Source organism: Bradyrhizobium sp. CCGE-LA001, assembly GCF_000296215.2.
Taxonomy (GTDB): domain Bacteria; phylum Pseudomonadota; class Alphaproteobacteria; order Rhizobiales; family Xanthobacteraceae; genus Bradyrhizobium.
In genome coordinates this window covers 7,235,377-7,253,003 of the sequence record NZ_CP013949.1, presented here as the reverse complement: position 1 = coordinate 7,253,003, position 17,627 = coordinate 7,235,377, and the positions used below count along the sequence as shown (strand labels likewise).

Sequence of the window (17,627 nt, the reverse complement as noted above, 5' to 3'; positions counted from 1 at the left end):
CCCGGCTCCCTCAGTAACCCAGATAGGATTTGCGGATTTCTTCGTTGTTCGCGATGTCCTTGGCTTTGCCGGACATCACGATACGGCCCGTCTCGATCACATAAGCCTGGTCGGCGAGTTCGAGCGCGAGTTGCGCGTTCTGCTCGACCACGAGGATCGACACCTTGTCCTCGCGGTTGATCTTGCCGAGGATGCCGAACAGGTCACGCACCACCAGCGGCGCGAGGCCGAAGGACGGCTCGTCCAGCAGCATCAGGCGCGGCCGCAGCATCAACGCGCGCGCGACCGCGAGCATCTGCTGCTCGCCGCCGGAGAGCGTGCCGGCCTGCTGGGTGTGGCGCTGCTTCAGGACCGGAAAATGCGCATACATGCGCTCGATGTCGGAGACGATGCCGGCGCGATCCTTGCGGGTGATGGCCCCCAACTGGAGATTCTCCTCCACCGTCATATTGGTGAAGGTGCCGCGGCCTTGCGGCACGTGGGCGATGCCGAATCTCACGATGCTCTCGGTGGAGCGGTTGTTCAGCGGCTTGCCTTCGAACTCGACGTCGCCGGTGGAGCGCACCATGTTGCAGATCGCGCGCAGTGTGGTGGTCTTGCCGGCGCCGTTGGCGCCGAGCAGCGTCACGAGCGAGCCCTCGTTGAGCGAGAAGGACAGGCCGTGGAGCGCCTGGACCTGGCCATAATAGGCGCGCAGATCCTTGACGTTGAGCAGCTGCGTCATTGATCCTTGCTCCCGAGATAGGCCTTGATGACGTCGGGATCGGCCTGCACCTGAGCCGGCGTGCCTTCCGCGAGTTTCTTGCCGAAATTCAGCGCGACGACGTGGTCGGCGATCGACATCACGAGGCCCATGTGGTGCTCGACCAGCAGCACGGTCATGTGGCGCTCATCGCGGATGCGGCGAATGAGGTCCCCGAGTACGTAGACTTCTTCGTGGTTGAGGCCGCCGGCCGGCTCGTCGAGCAGCAGGATCTTCGGATCGGCTGCCAGAGCGCGCGCCAACTCGACCCGCTTCTGTGTGCCGAAGGGCAGGCCGGACACGACGGTGTGGGCGACGTCCTCAAGGCCGAGATAAGCGAGGATCTCGTGCACCTTCTTGTTGACGCTGGCCTCGCTGCGCCGGACCCAGGCAAGCTTCAGGGAGTCGCTGATGATGTCGCTGGAGGTCTTCGAATGCGCGCCGACACGGACATTGTCCATCACCGATAGGTTCGGAAACAGCGCGACGTTCTGGAAAGTGCGGCCGATGCCGATCTCGGCGATCCGGTGCGGCGCCCGTGTCAGGATGCTCACGCCTTCCATCAGGATGTCGCCGGACGACGGCTGATAGAGCCGCGAGAGACAATTGAAGAGCGTTGTCTTGCCGGCGCCGTTTGGCCCGATCAATCCGAGGATCTGGCCCTTGTGCATGTCGAAGGACACGCCGTTGAGCGCGACGATGCCGCCGAACACGACGCTGACGTCGCGAACGGCGAGCAGGGGCGATGTCCCCTGCGCGAGCTGTGCCTGCGTCATCTCGTCTCGCCCACGTGATTCAGTGGGCAAAGGGGCGATGCAAACCGCTCCCAGCGATGACAAAGACTATCTGATCCCCTCGGCCACGCGTGCAACTCTTCCTCCTGATCTCAGCTTTTTGCTGGGTTCTTTTTTTGATTGCGGCATCAGACCCCCGAGTGCCGCTTCGATGTTCCTTACCATCGCGAGCAGACGCGGTCCAATGTCGTTGATCAAACGCTCTTCCGTGAAACGGAATGCGGGCGCGCCGCAGTTAAATGCGTAAGGTCCAGTTCCGTCGTTGAGCTTGAGTGCGACGCCGGCGGCGCCGATGTCGTCGTGCCAGTCGCCGACCGAAATCGCAAAGCCGTACTTCGCCACGGTCTCGCCGGAACGTTCCAATCCATCGCGCATCTTCGGCCAGCGGCTGCCGTAATGCTCGCGCAGCAGACGCGAGAGCTCCGCGCGATCGTCGGCGTCGAGTGCCCAGAAATAGGCGCGGCCCATCGCGCTGGTTGCAATCGGTACGCGGGAGCCGACGTCAAGTTGAACGCCGACGGTCTCGCTGCCGCGGCTCTGTCCGAAATAGATCATGCTGTGACGGTCGCGGCCGCCGACGGCGACCGCGCCGCCGGTCGCGCGCATCATTTCCTCGCGAAACGGTTCGGACAAATGCCGAACACCGAGATTTGCGAGTGCGGCGTAGCCGAGTGACATCGCCGCGGGCGTGAGCTGGTACTTCTCGAAGCGTGGAACCGGCGTCAGATAACCGAGCTTTGTCAGTGTATAGGTCAGCCGCGACACGGTCGGCTTAGGCAGATTCGTCCGCGCCGCGATCTCTTGATTGCCGAGAAGGCCGTCATTGGGGTGGAATGCGCGCAATACGTCCAGTCCGCGGGAAAGCGCGACGACGAAATTCCGATCGGTCGCAGTCTTCTTTCCTGTACGCTTCATCCCTGATCTGCTTCTTGCGCGGAGTCGTTGACAACGTCCGTGCTTCAAAATAACCCTGCCGTCAAGATGCGGAATTAAATTCCGCACCGCGAAATCGACAAAAGCATATAGCCCACCAAGGAGGGACACCGTGAGCGAAGTGGTCAAGCTTGAGCGTCATGACGAAGTCGGCATCGTCACGGTGAACAGTCCTCCGGTCAACGCGCTCAGTGCCGCAGTGCGCGGCGGAATCCTGGAATGCATCAAGGCCGCTGTCGCCGATCCCGCCATCAAGGGCATCGTGCTGACCTGCGCCGGCCGCACCTTCATTGCGGGTGCGGATATCACCGAATTCGGCAAGCCGCCGAAGCCGCCGGCTCTCAACGACGTGCTGTCCGAAATCGAGAATTCGTCGAAGCCGGTGGTTGCCGCGATCCACGGCACCGCGCTCGGCGGCGGGCTCGAGGTTGCGCTCGCCTGCCATTTCCGTGTCGCGGTGAAAGAGGCCAAGCTCGGCCTGCCCGAGGTGAAGCTCGGCCTGCTGCCGGGCGCCGGCGGCACTCAGCGTCTGCCCCGCGCGGTCGGTCCCGAGCTCGCCGTCAAGATGATCGTCGGCGGTGATCCCATCGGTGCTGCGGAAGCACTGAAGAACGGTCTGATCGAGGAGATCGTCGAGGGCCCGGCCTCCGGCGGCGAGGCCTTCGTGCGCAAGCTGATCGCGGAGAAGCGTCCCCTGCGCCGCCTGCGCGACGACGATTCCAAGCTCGCCGCGGCCAAAGCCGACCGTTCGATCTTCACCAACGCCGTTGCCGCCATGACCAAGAAGTCGCGCGGCCTTGAGGCGCCGTTCGCGGCGGCCGACGCCGTCGGCTGCGCCATTGACCTGCCGTTCGACGAGGGCCTGAAGAAAGAGCGCGAGGGCTTCCTCAAGCTCGTCGCCAGCGACCAGTCCAAGGCGCAGCGCTACGCCTTCTTCGCCGAGCGCGAAGCCAACAAGATCGCGGGCGTGCCTGAGGGCACCAAGGGGCGGCCGGTGAACCGGGTCGCCATCCTCGGCGCCGGCACCATGGGCGGCGGCATCGCGATGTCCTTTGCCAATGCCGGCATCCCGGTCACCCTGATCGAGACCGCCGAGGAGCAGCTCAAGCGCGGCATGGGCATCATGCAGAAGAACTGGGAGGCGACCGCGGCGCGCGGCGGCATCCCGGCCGATGCGCCCGCCAAGCGCATGGCGCTGATCGACGGCAAGGTCGGCATCGAGAATGTCGGCGACGCCGATCTCGTCATCGAGGCCGTGTTCGAGACCATGGCGGTGAAGAAGGAAGTGTTCGGCAAGCTCGACCAGTACGCCAAGCCGGGCGCGGTGCTCGCCTCCAACACGTCCTATCTCAACATCGACGAGATCGCGAAGTCGACCAAGCGTCCGCAGGACGTGCTCGGCATGCATTTCTTCTCGCCGGCCAACGTCATGAAGCTGTGCGAGATCGTGCGTGCCGACAAGACCGCGCCGGACGCGCTGGTCACCGCCGTGACGATCGCACGCAAGATTGCAAAGGTGCCGGCCGTGGTCGGCGTTTGCGACGGCTTCGTCGGCAACCGCATGCTCGCCCAGCGCAGCAAGCAGTCCGAGAAGCTGCTGTTCGAAGGCGCGCTGCCGCAGCAGGTCGACGCCGTGGTGACGAAGTTCGGCATGCCGATGGGGCCGTTCGCCATGGGCGATCTCGCCGGCCTCGACATCGGCTGGCGCTCGCGGAAAGATCGCGGGATCAAGTCCGAGATCGCGGACGCGCTGTGCGAAGCCGGCCGCTTCGGCCAGAAGACCGGCAAGGGCTACTACAAGTACGAAGCCGGTTCGCGCGCGCCGATGCCCGACCCCGAGGTCGAGAAGCTGATCGATGAGACGCTGCTCCGTCTCGGCCGCAAGAAGCGCGTCGTCAGCGACGAGGAGATCCTCGAGCGCATGATGTATCCGATGGTCAACGAGGGCGCGAAGATCCTGGAAGAGGGCATCGCCGCGCGTCCCTCGGACATCGACGTGGTCTGGCTCTACGGCTATGGCTGGCCGATCTATCGCGGCGGCCCGATGTTCTGGGCCGACAGCGTCGGCCTCAAGCACATCGCCGATCGTTTGTCGTTCTATGCCAAGGAGACCAACGATCCCAGCCTCGAGCCCGCGCCGCTGCTGAAGAAGCTCGCGGCAGAAGGCAAGACGTTTGCCTCGCTCGCGGCGGCGTCAAAGGCGGCGTGATGGCCGTAGTCTATCCGCACGTCATTCCGGGATGGCCCGAAGGGCCAGGCCCGGAATCCGTTTCTCCTCAGAGCGTGCGGCCTCCGGGCTCGCGACTTCGTCGCGCCCCGGAATGACGACTGATTGTGATGCAGGAATGACCCATCCCGGCGAACAGTTTTATCCCGAGGGCGTGCGTTGGGGCGACACCATCGTCCAGGGCACGCTCCCGGACCTGTTGTCGAAGGCCGCCGCCGAGTACGGCCCGCGCACCGCGCTGGAATTCCGGGAGCGTCCGATTTCCTACGCCGATCTCGCCGCGCGAGCCGAGCGTGCGGCTGCGGCGTTCCTGCGCGCCGGCTGTGGCAGGGATTCCTCCGTCGCGCTGTTCCTCGGCAACACGCCGGATCACCCCGTCAACTTCTTCGGTGCGCTGAAGGCCGGCAGCCGCGTCGCGCATCTGTCGCCGCTCGACGGCGAGATCGCGCTGACGCACAAGGTGTCCGATTCAGGGTCGCGGCTGCTCGTCACCTCGAACCTCCAGGCGCTGCTGCCGACCGCGCTGAAATTCCTGGAGAAAGGCCTGATCGATCGCCTCGTCGTCTGCGAGGACGATGATTGGGGCAAGGTCGGCACGCCGCAGGCCGCGATCCCCAACGATCCCCGCATCGTCACCTTCAAGACCTTCGTCGAGGGCGCGGCCGTGCCCGCAGCATGGCCGAACGTCGGGGCCGACGACGTCGCGCTGCTGCAATATACCGGCGGCACCACCGGCCTGCCCAAGGGCGCGATGCTGACGCACGGCAATCTCACCTCGGCGGTGTCGATCTACGACGTCTGGGGTAAGCCGTCGCGCGCCGCGCGCGGCGAAATCATCGAGCGCGTGATCTGCGTGCTGCCGCTGTTCCACATCTATGCGCTCACCGTCGTGCTGCTGTCCTCGCTCCGCCGCGGCAATTTGATCTCGCTGCATCAGCGCTTCGACGTCGAAGCCGTGATGCGCGACATCGAGGTCAAGCGCGCGACATATTTTCCGGGCGTGCCGACGATGTGGATCGCGATCGCGGCGCTGCCTGATCTCGACAAGCGCGATTTCTCCTCGCTCAACGCCATCGGCTCCGGCGGCGCGCCGCTGCCCGTCGAGGTCGCAAGCTACTTCGAGCGCAAGGTCGGCAAGAAGCTCAAGAGCGGCTGGGGCATGACCGAGACCTGCTCGCCCGGCACCGGCCATCCGCCCACCGGTCCCGAGAAGCCCGGCTCGATCGGTCTCATGCTGCCTGGCATCGAACTCGACGTCGTCGCGCTGGACGATCCGAAAAAAGTGCTGCCGCCCGGCGAAGTCGGCGAGATCCGCATCAAGGGCCCGAACGTCACCAAGGGCTACTGGAACAAGCCGGAGGGCTCCGCGGACGCCTTCGTCGACGGCCGCTTCCTCACCGGCGACATCGGCTACATGGATGCGGACGGCTATTTCTTCCTGGTCGACCGCAAGAAGGACATGATCATCTCCGGCGGCTTCAACGTCTATCCGCAGATGAGCAGGCGATCTACACCATTCCCGGGGTGCATGAGGTGATCGTGCTTGGCATTCCCGACCCCTACCGCGGCGAGGCCGCAAAAGCCTTCATCAAGCTGAGGCCTGAGGCAAAACCGTTCTCGCTCGACGAGCTGCGCAGTCAGCTCACGGGCAAGCTCGGCAAGCACGAATTGCCGGCCGAGGTCGCGTTCGTCGACGATCTGCCGCGCACGCCGGTCGGGAAGCTGTCGCGCCACGAGTTGCGCCAGCAGCAGAAACCGTCACAATCAGCTCAACACTCATCAGGAGGTCGTTCTTGACCGACGCCGTCATCGTTTCCACCGCCCGCACCCCGATCGGCAAGGCCTATCGCGGCATGCTCAACGCCACCGAGGGCGCGACCCTGCTCGGCCACGCCATCGGCGAAGCCGTCGCGCGCGCCAAGGTCGATCCGAAGGAGGTCGAGGACGTCGTGATGGGCGCAGCGCTGCAGCAGGGCGCGACCGGCGGCAACATCGCGCGCAAGGCGCTGCTGCGTGCCGGCCTGCCCGTTACCGTCGCCGGCACCACGATCGACCGGCAATGCGCCTCGGGCCTGCAGGCGATCGCGCTCGCCGCGCGCTCGGTGATCTTCGACGGCGTCGAGATCGCGGTCGGTGGCGGCGGCGAGTCGATCAGCCTCGTGCAGAACGACAAGATGAACGGCTTCCACGCGCAGGATCCGGCGCTGCTCAAGATCAAGGGCGAGGTCTACATGCCCATGATCGATACCGCCGAGGTCGTCGCCAAGCGCTACGGCATCTCGCGCGAGAAGCAGGATGAATATTCGCTGGAGAGCCAGCGCCGCACCGCTGCCGCCCAGCAGGGCGGCAAGTTCAAGGACGAGCTCGCGCCGATCACCACGCAGATGGCGGTGACCGACAAGGCGACCGGTGCCGTCTCGATGAAGGATGTCACGCTGTCGCAGGACGAAGGTCCGCGCCCCGAGACCACCGCCGAAGGCCTCGCCGGCCTCAAGCCCGTGCGCGGCGAGGGCTTTTCGATCACCGCCGGCAATGCCAGCCAGCTTTCCGACGGCGCCAGCGCCTCCGTGATCATGAGCGACAAGGAAGCTTCCAAGCGCGGCCTCAAGCCGCTCGGCATCTTCCGCGGCTTCGTCTCCGCGGGCTGCGAGCCGGACGAGATGGGCATCGGCCCGGTGTTCGCCGTGCCGCGCCTGCTCAAGCGCCACGGCCTCACCGTCGACGACATCGGTCTCTGGGAGCTCAACGAAGCCTTCGCCGTGCAGGTGCTGTATTGCCGCGACAAGCTCGGCATCGACCCCGAGAAGATCAACGTCAACGGCGGCGCGATCTCGGTCGGCCATCCCTACGGCATGTCGGGCGCGCGCCTCACCGGCCATGCTCTGATCGAAGGCCGCCGCCGCAAGGCCAAGTACGCCGTCGTCACCATGTGCGTCGGCGGCGGCATGGGCGCGGCGGGATTGTTCGAGGTGTTGCAGTAACTCTTTCTGTCATTCCGGGCCTGCGCCTTACGGCGCATCCCGGAATGACGGCGGATTTGGTAAGAATAAAATCGCTCACAGGAGGATCCGATGGATCTCGCATTCACGAAAGAAGAGCAGGCGTTTCGCGAGGAAGTGCGGCAGTTCTTCCGCGACAACGTCCCGCCGGACACGCGGCGCAAGATGGTCGAGGGTCGTCATCTCTCGAAGGACGAGATGGTGACTTGGTGGCGCATCCTCAACAAGAAGGGCTGGGGCGTCAGCCACTGGCCGAAGGAATATGGCGGCACCGGCTGGACGCCCGTGCAGCACTACATTTTCAACGAGGAGCTCCAGGCTCATCCGGCGCCGCAGCCGCTCGCCTTCGGCGTCAGCATGGTCGGCCCCGTCATCTACACCTTCGGCAATGATGAGCAGAAGAAGAAGTACCTGCCGCGCATCGCCAATGTCGACGATTGGTGGTGCCAGGGCTTCTCCGAGCCCGGCTCCGGCTCCGACCTCGCCTCGCTCAAGACCAAGGCCGAGCGCAAGGGCGACAAGTGGATCATCAATGGCCAGAAGACCTGGACCACGCTGGCCCAGCACGCCGACATGATCTTCTGCCTGTGCCGCACCGACAACAACGCCAAGAAGCAGATGGGCATCTCCTTCATCGTGTTCTCGATGAAGTCGAAGGGCGTCACCGTGCGCCCGATCCAGACCATCGACGGCGGCGTCGAGGTCAACGAAGTCTTCTTCGACGACGTCGAGGTTCCCTACGAGAACCTGATCGGCGAAGAGAACAAGGGTTGGGACTACGCCAAGTTCCTGCTCGGCAATGAGCGCACCGGCATCGCCCGCGTCGGCGTCTCCAAGGAGCGCATCCGCCGCATCAAGGATCTTGCGTCGAAGGTCGAGTCCGGCGGCAAGCCGATCATCCAGGACCCCGCCTTCCGCGAGAAGCTGGCGGCCTGCGAGATCGAGCTGAAGGCGCTCGAGCTGACGCAGCTGCGCGTCGTCGCCGACGAAGGCAAGCACGGCAAGGGCAAGCCGAATCCGGCCTCCTCGGTGCTGAAGATCAAGGGCTCCGAGATCCAGCAGACCACCACCGAGCTGCTGATGGAAGTGATCGGCCCGTTCGCCGCGCCCTACGACGTCCACGGCGACGACGGCTCCAACGAAGCCATGGACTGGACCGCCCAGATCGCGCCGAGCTACTTCAACAACCGCAAGGTCTCGATCTACGGCGGCTCCAACGAGATCCAGCGCAACATCATCGCCAAGGCGGTGCTGGGGCTGTGACGGTGCGCGCAAGGCAATGACGGTGTCGTCCCCCGCGAAGGCGGGGGACCCAGTACGCCGCGGCGGTCGTGAGTACGGCAGGCGGCTGCGTTTACTGGATCCCCGCTCCAGTGCGCAATTGCGCACAAGGCGGGGATGACGTCTGAGGGTGAGGCGACGGCAGGGCAATTCCCGCCGATTTGGAGAGAAACATGGATTTTGACCTGAACGAGGAGCAGCGGCTTCTCAAGGAAAGCATCGACGGCCTGCTGACCGATTCATACGATTTCGAGCAGCGCAAGAAATACATGAAGGAGAAGGGCGGCTGGAGCAAAACCGTCTGGCTCAAGCTCGCCGAGCAGGGCCTGCTCGGTCTGCCCTTCGCAGAGGCCGATGGCGGCTTTGGCGGCGGCGGCGTCGAGACCATGATCGTGATGGAGGCGCTCGGCAAGGCGCTGGTCCTCGAGCCTTATCTCGCGACCGTCGTGATCGGCGGCGGCTTCCTGCGCCATGCCGGCACCGATGCGCAAAAGGCCGCTCACGTGCCCGGGATCATCGACGGCAGCAAGACGCTGGCCTTCGCCCAGCTCGAGAAGAACGCGCGCTACGATCTGTTCGACGTCACCACGACCGCGAAGAAGAAGGGCGACGGCTGGGTCATCGACGGCGAGAAGTTCGTCGTGCTCAACGGCGAGAACGCCGACACGCTTGTCGTCACCGCCCGCACCAAGGGCGACCGCCGTGACAAGACCGGCATCGGCGTGTTCCTGGTCCCCGCCGACGCCAAGGGCGTTGCGAAGAAGAGCTATCCGACCCAGGACGGCCTGCATGCCGCCGACGTTACCTTCACCGGCGTCGAGATCGGCCCGGACGCCGTGCTCGGCAACCCCGACGATTCGCTCGCGTTGATCGAGCGCGTCGTCGACGAAGCCCGCATCGCGCTCTGCGCCGAGGCGGTCGGCCTGATGGACGAGTCGCTGAAGACCACCGTCGAGTACATCAAGACCCGCAAGCAGTTCGGCGTCGCGATCGGCTCGTTCCAGTCGCTGCAGCACCGCGCCTCCGACATGTTCGTCGCCGCCGAGCAGGCGCGCTCGATGTCGATGTTCGCGACCATGGCTGGTGATTTCGAGGACGCGAAGGAACGCAGCAATGCCATCGCTGCGGCCAAGGTGCAGATCGGCAAGTCGCTGAAGTTCGTGGGCCAGCAGTCGATCCAGCTCCACGGCGGCATCGGCATGACCATGGAGGCGAAGATCGGCCACTACTTCAAGCGCCTGACCATGATCGAGAACACCTTTGGTGACACCGACTACCACCAGCGCCGCGTCGCCGACGCGGGCGGGTTGATTTGAGTTGATCTAGACCACACGACGACTGTCGTCCTCCGCGAAGGCGGGGGACCCAGTACTCCGCGGCGCCAGATCGTTTGCACAATATCCGCCGCGGAGTACTGGATCGCCCGATCAAGTCGGGCGATGACACCGAGTTTGGGGACATGGCGGAGCCGAAAATGAAAAACACCCCGTTCGATCTCACCGGCAAGGTCGCCGTGGTCACCGGCTCCAGCCGCGGCATCGGCCGCTCCTCCGCCGAGTTGCTCGCAAAGCTCGGCGCCAAGGTCGTGGTGTCCTCGCGCAAGGCCGATGCGTGCAAGGAGGTCGCCGACGGCATCAATGCTTCCGGCGGCGATGCCATCGTCATCCCCTGCAACATCGCGCGCAGGAACGAGGTCGAGGCGCTGATCGCGGGCGCGACCAAGCATTACGGCAAGATCGACATCCTCGTCTGTAATGCCGCGGTGAACCCGTATTACGGCCCGCTGCTCGACATCACCGACGAAGCCTTCGACAAGATCATGGGCTCGAACGTCAAGAGCAACATCTGGCTCTCGGCGCTTGCGATCCCGCAAATGGCCGAGCGCGGCAACGGCTCGGTGATCATCATCTCGTCGATCGGGGGTCTGCGCGGCTCCACGGTGATCGGCGCCTACGGCATCTCGAAGGCTGCCGATTTCGCGCTGTGCCGCTCGCTCGCCGGCGAATGGGGTCCGAAGGGCGTCCGCGTCAACTGCATCGCGCCCGGTCTCGTCAAGACCGATTTCGCCCGCGCGCTGTGGGAAGACGAGGCGAATCTCAAGCGTCGCACCGCCACCACGCCGCTGCGCCGCATCGGCGAGCCCGACGAGATCGCCGGAGCCGTGGCCTATCTCGCCTCTGACGCCTCGAGCTTCATGACCGGCCAGACCATCGTCATCGACGGCGGCGTGACTACCGCGGCGGTGTAGTCGCCGCCCGCACGGTCAGCGCGCCTTCGATGGCGCGCACGACGATCAGAGCGGACCGTTCGTCGAGATGCACGCCGTCGGCCCAGCGCAGCTCGCTGCGCGGCGGCTCGATCGGAAGCCAAAGCCCGCGATCCGGAAAGGCGTTGTCGACGATCTCGTCGGTCGTCCTGACAAGGCGCGAGCGCTCGATCTCCGGCGCGAAGGGCACATGAATGAGGAGGACGCGCGCGCCGCGCCGCTGCAGATCGTCGATGAGCTGTCGGATGCGAATCGCATTGGCGCGAACGGGCACGGTCGGGTCACCCTCGTTCATCTGCGCCACCGCACGGTCGAGATAGACCCTGTTGTCGAACGGATCAGGCGGCTGGCCGAGCAGGCGATCCCGTTCGGCACGCGCCTGGGCCAGATCCGGCGGCGCGTGATTCCACGTCTCATAGGCCGCAACCGCCGTTCGCAGCGGGCGCAGCAACGAGGCCTCCGCGCTCGCGCCATGCGAAAATCTCTCGACCAGCGCGCTGTCGGTTTCGCGCGTCAGCACGTTCGTCTCGATCAGAATGGTGTTCGGCAGGGTCGCCTGCCGGGCAACGATCTCGAGCCCGGTGACCGGCGATCCGCCGGCCAACGCCAGATTGCGGATGCGGGGCAGCGAGAAATATTCCTCCTTGAGGCGCCACGTCACCGAGCTGCCGACCAGCACGATGTCAGGCGTGGGCTCGCGCACATAGCGGTTGAGGGTGACGAGGCTGCCGTCGCGGGTGGTGACGGCCGGCTGCTGCAGGGCCGAGCCGAAGCGCGCGGTGGCGAAGCCGCAGACGAGCAGCACCATCGCCGCGACACTGGCGCATTTGATCATCCACGAAACTGTCGAATCCTGCCGCATGATCAGAACTGGAAGTAGATGAAGGCGCTGTCCGGCCCGGCTTCGAGATAGGCCAGCGCCGCCAGCGCACCATAGAGATACGGCTCCCATCGCCGCAACCGGCCGTCGACCAGCGCGCCGATGCCGGCATGCTGGATGATCACCGGCAGCGCGTAGAGCAAAGCGAGGTTATAGAACATCTTCGGCGGATTGGGTGCATCCGTGGCGATGAACATGCCCTTGAGGTAGCCGAGAGCGTGGTCGAAATTCGGCAGCTTGAAGAAGATCCACAGCATCGTCACGCAGAAGAACACGACGCCCATCCGGATCACCCGCACCGCAGGGTTCGCATCGCCGAGAAGCTTCAGGAACGGCCGCTCGATGACGAGCAGCAGCCCGTGCGCCATGCCCCACAGCGCGTAGCTCAGGCTCGCGCCATGCCAGAGCCCGCCGAGGGTCATCACGATCATCAGGTTGAGATAGGTGCGCGCCGGGCCATGCCGGTTGCCGCCGAGGGGAATGTACAGATAGGTCCTGAGCCAGGTGGACAAGGAGATATGCCAGCGCGTCCAGAACTCCGAGAACGATGCCGAGATGTAGGGCAGGTTGAAGTTCACGGGCAGGCGATAGCCGAACAACAGGCCGAGGCCGAGCGCGATCGCGGAGTAGCCGAAGAAGTCGGCATAGATCTGGTAGCTGTAGAGGAACACGAGCAGCCAGCGGTCCTGCGTGCGCAGCGTCTCGTAGAGCGGGAAGTCCATATAGGACGTCATCTCGTTGAGATTGTTCGCCACATACAGCTTGAAGAAATAGCCGACCAGAATCCATTTCGCGGACTCGGCGAAGGCAATGTCGTTGATGTGCTTCGGAACGATCTGCGGCATGAACTGGGCCGCGCGCGTGATCGGTCCCGACACAAGCTGCGGGAAGAAGATGATGTAGAGGAACACCTCGCGCAGGCTCACGCTGCGTTTCTCGCGCGTCAGGTCGACCAGCAGGCTGATGTTGTGGAACACGAAGAAGGAGATGCCGATCGGCAGCGGCAGTTGCAGCAGGAAATCGACCGGCGCGACGCCGGTGAGGTGAGCCGCGCCGGCGTCCACGAACAGGAACTTGTACTTGAAGAACGCCAGCAGGCCGAGGTTGAAGACGATGCCGGCCGGCATCCACACGCTTCTGTGCTCGAACGCAAGCACCAGGCAGACATGGGTTCCGAGCACCGCGACCAGCAGCAGCAGCAGCAGCTCGGGCTGTCCGAAACCGTAAAAGAACACGCTCGCAGCCACAAGCAACTGCACCTGGAAGCGGCGTAGCGGCGGCAAATAATAGGCGCCGAACACCACCGCGACGAAGATGCCGAACTGAAAAGAAGTGAAAGTCATGCCGCCCCGTTAACTTGGCCCGGCGTGTAACATCTTTGCAGGAGCGGTCCTAGTCTTGCGGGCCGAGGCTGCTTCTTTCCCTCTCCCCTTGTGGGAGAGGGTGGCTCGCCGCGGAGCGGCGAGACGGGTGAGGGGTTCTCACCACGTGTGACGTTCTCGCAGTACTTCTCGTGGATAGAACCCCTCATCTCGTGGATAGAACCCCTCATCTCGTGGATAGAACCCCTCATCCGGCGCTTCGCGCCACCTTCTCCCACAAGGGGAGAAGGGAAAGCACTCGGCACCCCGCTCATCCAATCTTGACCTTCCGCCTCCAATCCGCTCCCTTTGGCGCGACACAATGATCCCTTCAGGGAAACGCCAAGGTAAGCCGCCATGTCTTTCGTCCTCGCCATCGACCAGGGCACCACCTCTTCGCGCGCCATCGTCTTTCGCGGCGATATTTCCATTGCGGCGAAAGCGCAAGCCGAGTTTCCGCAGCATTTTCCGGCTTCGGGCTGGGTGGAGCACGAGCCGGAGGACATCTGGACCTCGACCGTGATGGTGTGCCGCGAGGCGATCGAGCACGCCGGCATCACGGCGAAGGACATCGCCGCGATCGGCATCACCAATCAGCGCGAGACCACGGTGGTGTGGGACCGCGCCACCGGGCAGGCGGTGCACCGCGCCATCGTCTGGCAGGATCGCCGCACCGCCGACATCTGCGCCAAGCTGAAAGCGGACGGCCGCGAGCCGGTGATCTCCAAGAAGACCGGCCTGATCATCGATCCCTATTTCTCTGGAACGAAAGTCGCCTGGATCCTTGACCACGTCCCTGGTGCGCGGGCGCGCGCCGCGCGCGGCGAATTGATGTTCGGCACCATCGATTGCTATCTGCTCTGGCGCCTAACCGGCGGCAAGGTGCACGCCACCGACGCCACCAACGCCTCGCGCACACTGCTGTTCAACATCCATACCGGGCAGTGGGACGACGAGCTCTTGGAGATCATCGGCGTGCCGCGCTCGATGCTGCCCGAGGTAAAGGATTCATCTGCCCGCTTCGGCGAGAGCACGCCCGATCTGTTCGGCGGCCCCATCGCCATATCAGGCATCGCCGGCGACCAGCAGGCCGCGACCATCGGCCAGGCCTGCTTCCGTCCGGGCATGATGAAGTCGACTTACGGCACCGGCTGCTTTGCCTTGCTCAACACCGGCACGACGCCGGTGGTGTCGAAGAACAAGCTGCTGACCACCGTCGCTTATCAGCTCGACGGCAAGCGCACCTATGCGCTTGAAGGCTCGATCTTCGTTGCCGGGAGCGCCGTGCAATGGCTGCGCGATGGCCTCGGCATCATCAAGCACGCCGCCGAGACCGGGCCGCTCGCCGATCAATCCGACTCCATGCAGAGCGTCTATCTCGTCCCCGCCTTCGTCGGCATGGGCGCGCCCTACTGGAATCCGCGCGTGCGCGGCGCGCTGTTCGGCCTCACCCGCAACACCGGCCCGGCCGAGCTCGCCCATGCCGCACTCGAAAGCGTCTGCTACCAGACCTTCGATCTCTGGGCCGCGATGCGCGCGGACTGGCCCAGCTCTGAAACCGCCAGCGTCGTGCTCCGCGTCGACGGCGGCATGACCGCCTCCGACTGGACCATGCAGCGCCTCGCCGATCTCTTGGATGCGCCGGTCGACCGCCCCGTGATCCAGGAGACCACCGCGCTGGGCGCGGCCTATCTCGCCGGCCTCCAGGCCGGCGTCTATCCCGAGCCCACCAAGTTCGCCGACAACTGGCGCCTCGAGCACCGCTTCAAGCCGAACATGAGCCAGGCCACGCGCGAACGGAAGCTCGCCGGATGGGCAAGGGCGGTGAAGGGCGTGCTGACAAGCGACGAGGGGGAGGGGTAGCGACTTCCTCAGCTCTCCCCATTTGCAGCAGGGCTATCGAATATGGGTTCTTGCTGCAGCCGGTGCGCACGCCTCGTCCTTCGAGACGGCGCTTACGCGCCTCCTCAGGATGAGGCTAATCAGCGTCAGTGCCCCTTGAAACTGCAGCAACGCACTCCGTCCTCATCCTGAGGAGCCCGCCCAAAGCGGGCGTCTCGAAGGATGGCCACAGGGAAAAGCTCACAAATGCGATAGCCCTGCCCCTTGCAGGGAGAGGTCGCCTCAGCCGCTAGTTTGCTCCATAGGAATTCCCCATGATCCTCCCCGACGGCTATTCCGACGTCCCCAACGGCAAGATTGCCGCCGTCGTCACCCATCTGGAGATGACCGCACCTCCCGCGCGCCGCGACGATCCGCCAGGCGCTTGGACCGTGCGCAAGGTCGATGCCCCCGCACTCAATTGGTATCGCGATCTCCACCGCCGCGTCGGCGAAGAGTGGCTGTGGTTCTCGCGGGCACGCACGCCAGACGCTGAACTCGCCGCGATCATCCACGCATCCGATATCGAGGTCTACACGTTGGGCGTGGACGGACGCGACGAAGGCCTGCTCGAACTGGACTTCCGCGAGCCCGGCCAGTGCGAGCTGGTCTATTTCGGCGTCACTGCCCCCTTGATCGGCACCGGCGCCGCTCGCTTCCTGATGAACCGCGCGCTCGGCCGCGCCTGGTCGCGCGACGTCCGCCGCGTCTGGGTCCACACCTGCACCTTCGATCATCCCTCCGCCGTCGCATTCTATCAGCGCTCCGGCTTCCGCCCCTTCCGTCGCCAGATCGAGATCGCCGACGACCCGCGCCTCGACGGCACCGCGCCGCGCGACGCGGCGAGGCATGTGCCGATCATCGAGTGATGCGCGGCCACCCTTCCAACTGGAAGATAAATGCGTGGCAAAGCCGGATGAGCGCCGCGATATCCGGGGCCGCGTTCCCGCTACAACTTACTCAGAACACCTCCTGCTTTCCCCGCGCCAGCGAAAACCCCCGCTGCATCACATTGAAGCACGTCAGCCCCGTCGGCTCCGACCGGCACGTGAATCCCCCACGTTGCCACACCTCGCCATAAGCGAGCACCGGAAGCGAGGCGTCCATCACGGTGTCGCCGGCGCAGATGCGCCCCGCGTTACCTTTCGCGCTCATCTCGAAGGCGTGGCCCCAGTCGAGCTCGCAATCGGCGGGACGGCTCGGGCGAATCTCCATGTTCATGATGTCGCAGCGAAGCACGCCTTGACCATTGTCGGAGAAGAACTGGCAGGCGATGTTCTTCGAGGGCGTGAGAAAGCCGATTGGGCGGTCCTGGGCGTGGACCGCGGTGGCCGCGACGAGGGACGCGAGAAGACAAAATTGCAGATATCGCATGCGTACCATGAACTCCGGTCGGTCATGCCCGGACTTGATCCGGGCATCCATCGCTTTCTAATCTGAAGAGAGATGGATTGTCGGGTCAAGCCGCACAGAAGGGGGCTTCGGCCCCGCAGGCGGATCAAGCCCGGCAATGACGTGAGGTGCACCATGTTCCTGATCGGCCAATATGATTCTCCCTTCGTCCGCCGCGTCGCGATTGCGCTGCGGCTTTACGGGCTCGCTTTCGAACACAAGCCGTGGTCGACCTTCGGCGATGCCGACAAGATCGCGCCGTATAATCCGCTGCGCCGCGTGCCGACCCTGGTGCTCGACGACGGCGAGGCGCTGATCGAGAGCATGATCATCCTCGACTATCTCGACGACCTCGTCGGTCCCGACAAGGCCATGCTGCCGCGCGGCGGCACCGAGCGGCGCAGGCATTTGCGCATCTGTGCGCTCGCCTCCGGCCTCGGCGACAAGGCGGTGAGCCTGCTCTATGAGCGCGTGCTGCGGAAGGAGCAGCTCGCGCTGTGGGTCGAGCGCTGCCAGGCGCAGATCGCCGACGTGCTCGCCGTGCTGGAGGCCGAGCGCGCGAGGGTAACGACACCGTACTGGCTGGGTGATCGTATCGGCCATGCCGACGTCGCAGTCGCCTGCGTCGTCCGCTTCACCCGAGAGGCGCACCCGCAGCTGTTCGACGCCTCGCGCTATCCGGCACTGTCGGCGCATGCCGGGCGCTGCGAGGCACTGGCGCCGTTCAGGGAGATCATGCAACCGCTAGCGCCGCCGAAGGGGTGATCTTTACCCTCCCCTGGAGGGGGAGGGTCGATCGCGCGCAGCGCGAGCGGGGCGGGGTGACAGACCATCCCGGATCTCGCTGCTTCGGTTCGCGCCGTCTCGAGGC

14 protein-coding genes and 1 pseudogene are annotated in these 17,627 nt (G+C 64.9%); 9 read left to right on the top strand and 6 right to left on the bottom strand.

What is annotated here, in order from left to right; all coding sequences use genetic code 11:
• Window positions 1-10: 10 nt before the first annotated feature.
• The 3 genes from BCCGELA001_RS33085 to BCCGELA001_RS33075 form a co-directional block, all read right to left on the bottom strand.
• The gene (locus tag BCCGELA001_RS33085) at window positions 11-724 is read right to left on the bottom strand and encodes an ABC transporter ATP-binding protein (RefSeq protein ID WP_060737193.1); all 714 of its coding nucleotides are present in this window, start codon (window positions 722-724) and stop codon (window positions 11-13) included.
• Entirely contained in the window at window positions 721-1,518 is a 798-nt protein-coding gene (locus BCCGELA001_RS33080; protein WP_008541737.1) for an ABC transporter ATP-binding protein, read from the bottom strand. Before BCCGELA001_RS33080 ends, BCCGELA001_RS33085 begins: the two co-directional genes overlap by 4 nt.
• 66 nt (window positions 1,519-1,584) lie before the next feature.
• Window positions 1,585-2,451 carry an IclR family transcriptional regulator gene (locus BCCGELA001_RS33075; protein ID WP_008541739.1) on the bottom strand — a complete coding sequence of 289 codons (867 nt, stop codon included), beginning with the start codon at window positions 2,449-2,451 and terminating at the stop codon, window positions 1,585-1,587.
• Between the two features lie 130 nt (window positions 2,452-2,581).
• On the opposite strand from BCCGELA001_RS33075, the gene BCCGELA001_RS33070 reads away from it, so the two are divergent.
• The 6 genes and pseudogenes from BCCGELA001_RS33070 to BCCGELA001_RS33045 all read left to right on the top strand — a co-directional run bounded on the left by BCCGELA001_RS33070 (window position 2,582) and on the right by BCCGELA001_RS33045 (window position 11,224).
• Window positions 2,582-4,678, top strand: coding sequence for a 3-hydroxyacyl-CoA dehydrogenase NAD-binding domain-containing protein (locus BCCGELA001_RS33070; protein ID WP_060737192.1), 2,097 nt, complete (start codon window positions 2,582-2,584; stop codon window positions 4,676-4,678).
• Between the two features lie 136 nt (window positions 4,679-4,814).
• Window positions 4,815-6,493, top strand: a pseudogene (pimA, locus tag BCCGELA001_RS33065) (dicarboxylate--CoA ligase PimA).
• Window positions 6,490-7,677: an acetyl-CoA C-acyltransferase gene (locus BCCGELA001_RS33060; RefSeq protein ID WP_008547098.1), complete on the top strand. Its 1,188-nt coding sequence runs from the start codon at window positions 6,490-6,492 to the stop codon at window positions 7,675-7,677. Before pimA ends, BCCGELA001_RS33060 begins: the two are co-directional and overlap by 4 nt.
• 90 nt (window positions 7,678-7,767) lie before the next feature.
• A complete protein-coding gene (pimC, locus tag BCCGELA001_RS33055; protein ID WP_008547097.1) occupies window positions 7,768-8,958 on the top strand; it encodes a pimeloyl-CoA dehydrogenase large subunit in 1,191 nt (396 codons plus the stop codon).
• Between the two features lie 191 nt (window positions 8,959-9,149).
• Window positions 9,150-10,292 (top strand): pimeloyl-CoA dehydrogenase small subunit, encoded by a 1,143-nt coding sequence (pimD, locus tag BCCGELA001_RS33050; protein WP_060737191.1) that lies wholly within the window; start codon window positions 9,150-9,152, stop codon window positions 10,290-10,292.
• Between the two features lie 158 nt (window positions 10,293-10,450).
• Window positions 10,451-11,224 carry an SDR family NAD(P)-dependent oxidoreductase gene (locus BCCGELA001_RS33045; protein WP_060737988.1) on the top strand — a complete coding sequence of 258 codons (774 nt, stop codon included), beginning with the start codon at window positions 10,451-10,453 and terminating at the stop codon, window positions 11,222-11,224.
• Here BCCGELA001_RS33045 and BCCGELA001_RS33040 read toward each other — a convergent pair.
• Window positions 11,208-12,077 carry a hypothetical protein gene (locus tag BCCGELA001_RS33040; RefSeq protein WP_060737190.1) on the bottom strand — a complete coding sequence of 290 codons (870 nt, stop codon included), beginning with the start codon at window positions 12,075-12,077 and terminating at the stop codon, window positions 11,208-11,210. The two genes, BCCGELA001_RS33045 and BCCGELA001_RS33040, sit on opposite strands and share 17 nt — an antisense overlap.
• A gap of 29 nt (window positions 12,078-12,106) precedes the next feature.
• Entirely contained in the window at window positions 12,107-13,465 is a 1,359-nt protein-coding gene (locus BCCGELA001_RS33035) for an MBOAT family O-acyltransferase (RefSeq protein ID WP_060737189.1), read from the bottom strand.
• 375 nt (window positions 13,466-13,840) lie between these two features.
• Here BCCGELA001_RS33035 and glpK point away from each other — a divergent pair, with 375 nt between their 5' ends.
• Both glpK and BCCGELA001_RS33025 read left to right on the top strand, forming a co-directional pair.
• A complete protein-coding gene (glpK, locus tag BCCGELA001_RS33030) occupies window positions 13,841-15,346 on the top strand; it encodes a glycerol kinase GlpK (RefSeq protein ID WP_060737188.1) in 1,506 nt (501 codons plus the stop codon).
• Window positions 15,347-15,639: 293 nt separating this feature from the next.
• The gene (locus BCCGELA001_RS33025) at window positions 15,640-16,233 is read left to right on the top strand and encodes a GNAT family N-acetyltransferase (RefSeq protein WP_008547048.1); all 594 of its coding nucleotides are present in this window, start codon (window positions 15,640-15,642) and stop codon (window positions 16,231-16,233) included.
• A gap of 91 nt (window positions 16,234-16,324) precedes the next feature.
• Here the strand turns inward: BCCGELA001_RS33025 and BCCGELA001_RS33020 are convergent, their stop codons facing one another.
• Window positions 16,325-16,747, bottom strand: a complete 423-nt coding sequence (locus BCCGELA001_RS33020) for a DUF6636 domain-containing protein (RefSeq protein ID WP_060737987.1) — start codon at window positions 16,745-16,747, stop codon at window positions 16,325-16,327.
• Between the two features lie 144 nt (window positions 16,748-16,891).
• Here BCCGELA001_RS33020 and BCCGELA001_RS33015 point away from each other — a divergent pair, with 144 nt between their 5' ends.
• Window positions 16,892-17,521: a glutathione S-transferase family protein gene (locus tag BCCGELA001_RS33015; protein ID WP_060737187.1), complete on the top strand. Its 630-nt coding sequence runs from the start codon at window positions 16,892-16,894 to the stop codon at window positions 17,519-17,521.
• Window positions 17,522-17,627 lie beyond the last annotated feature (106 nt).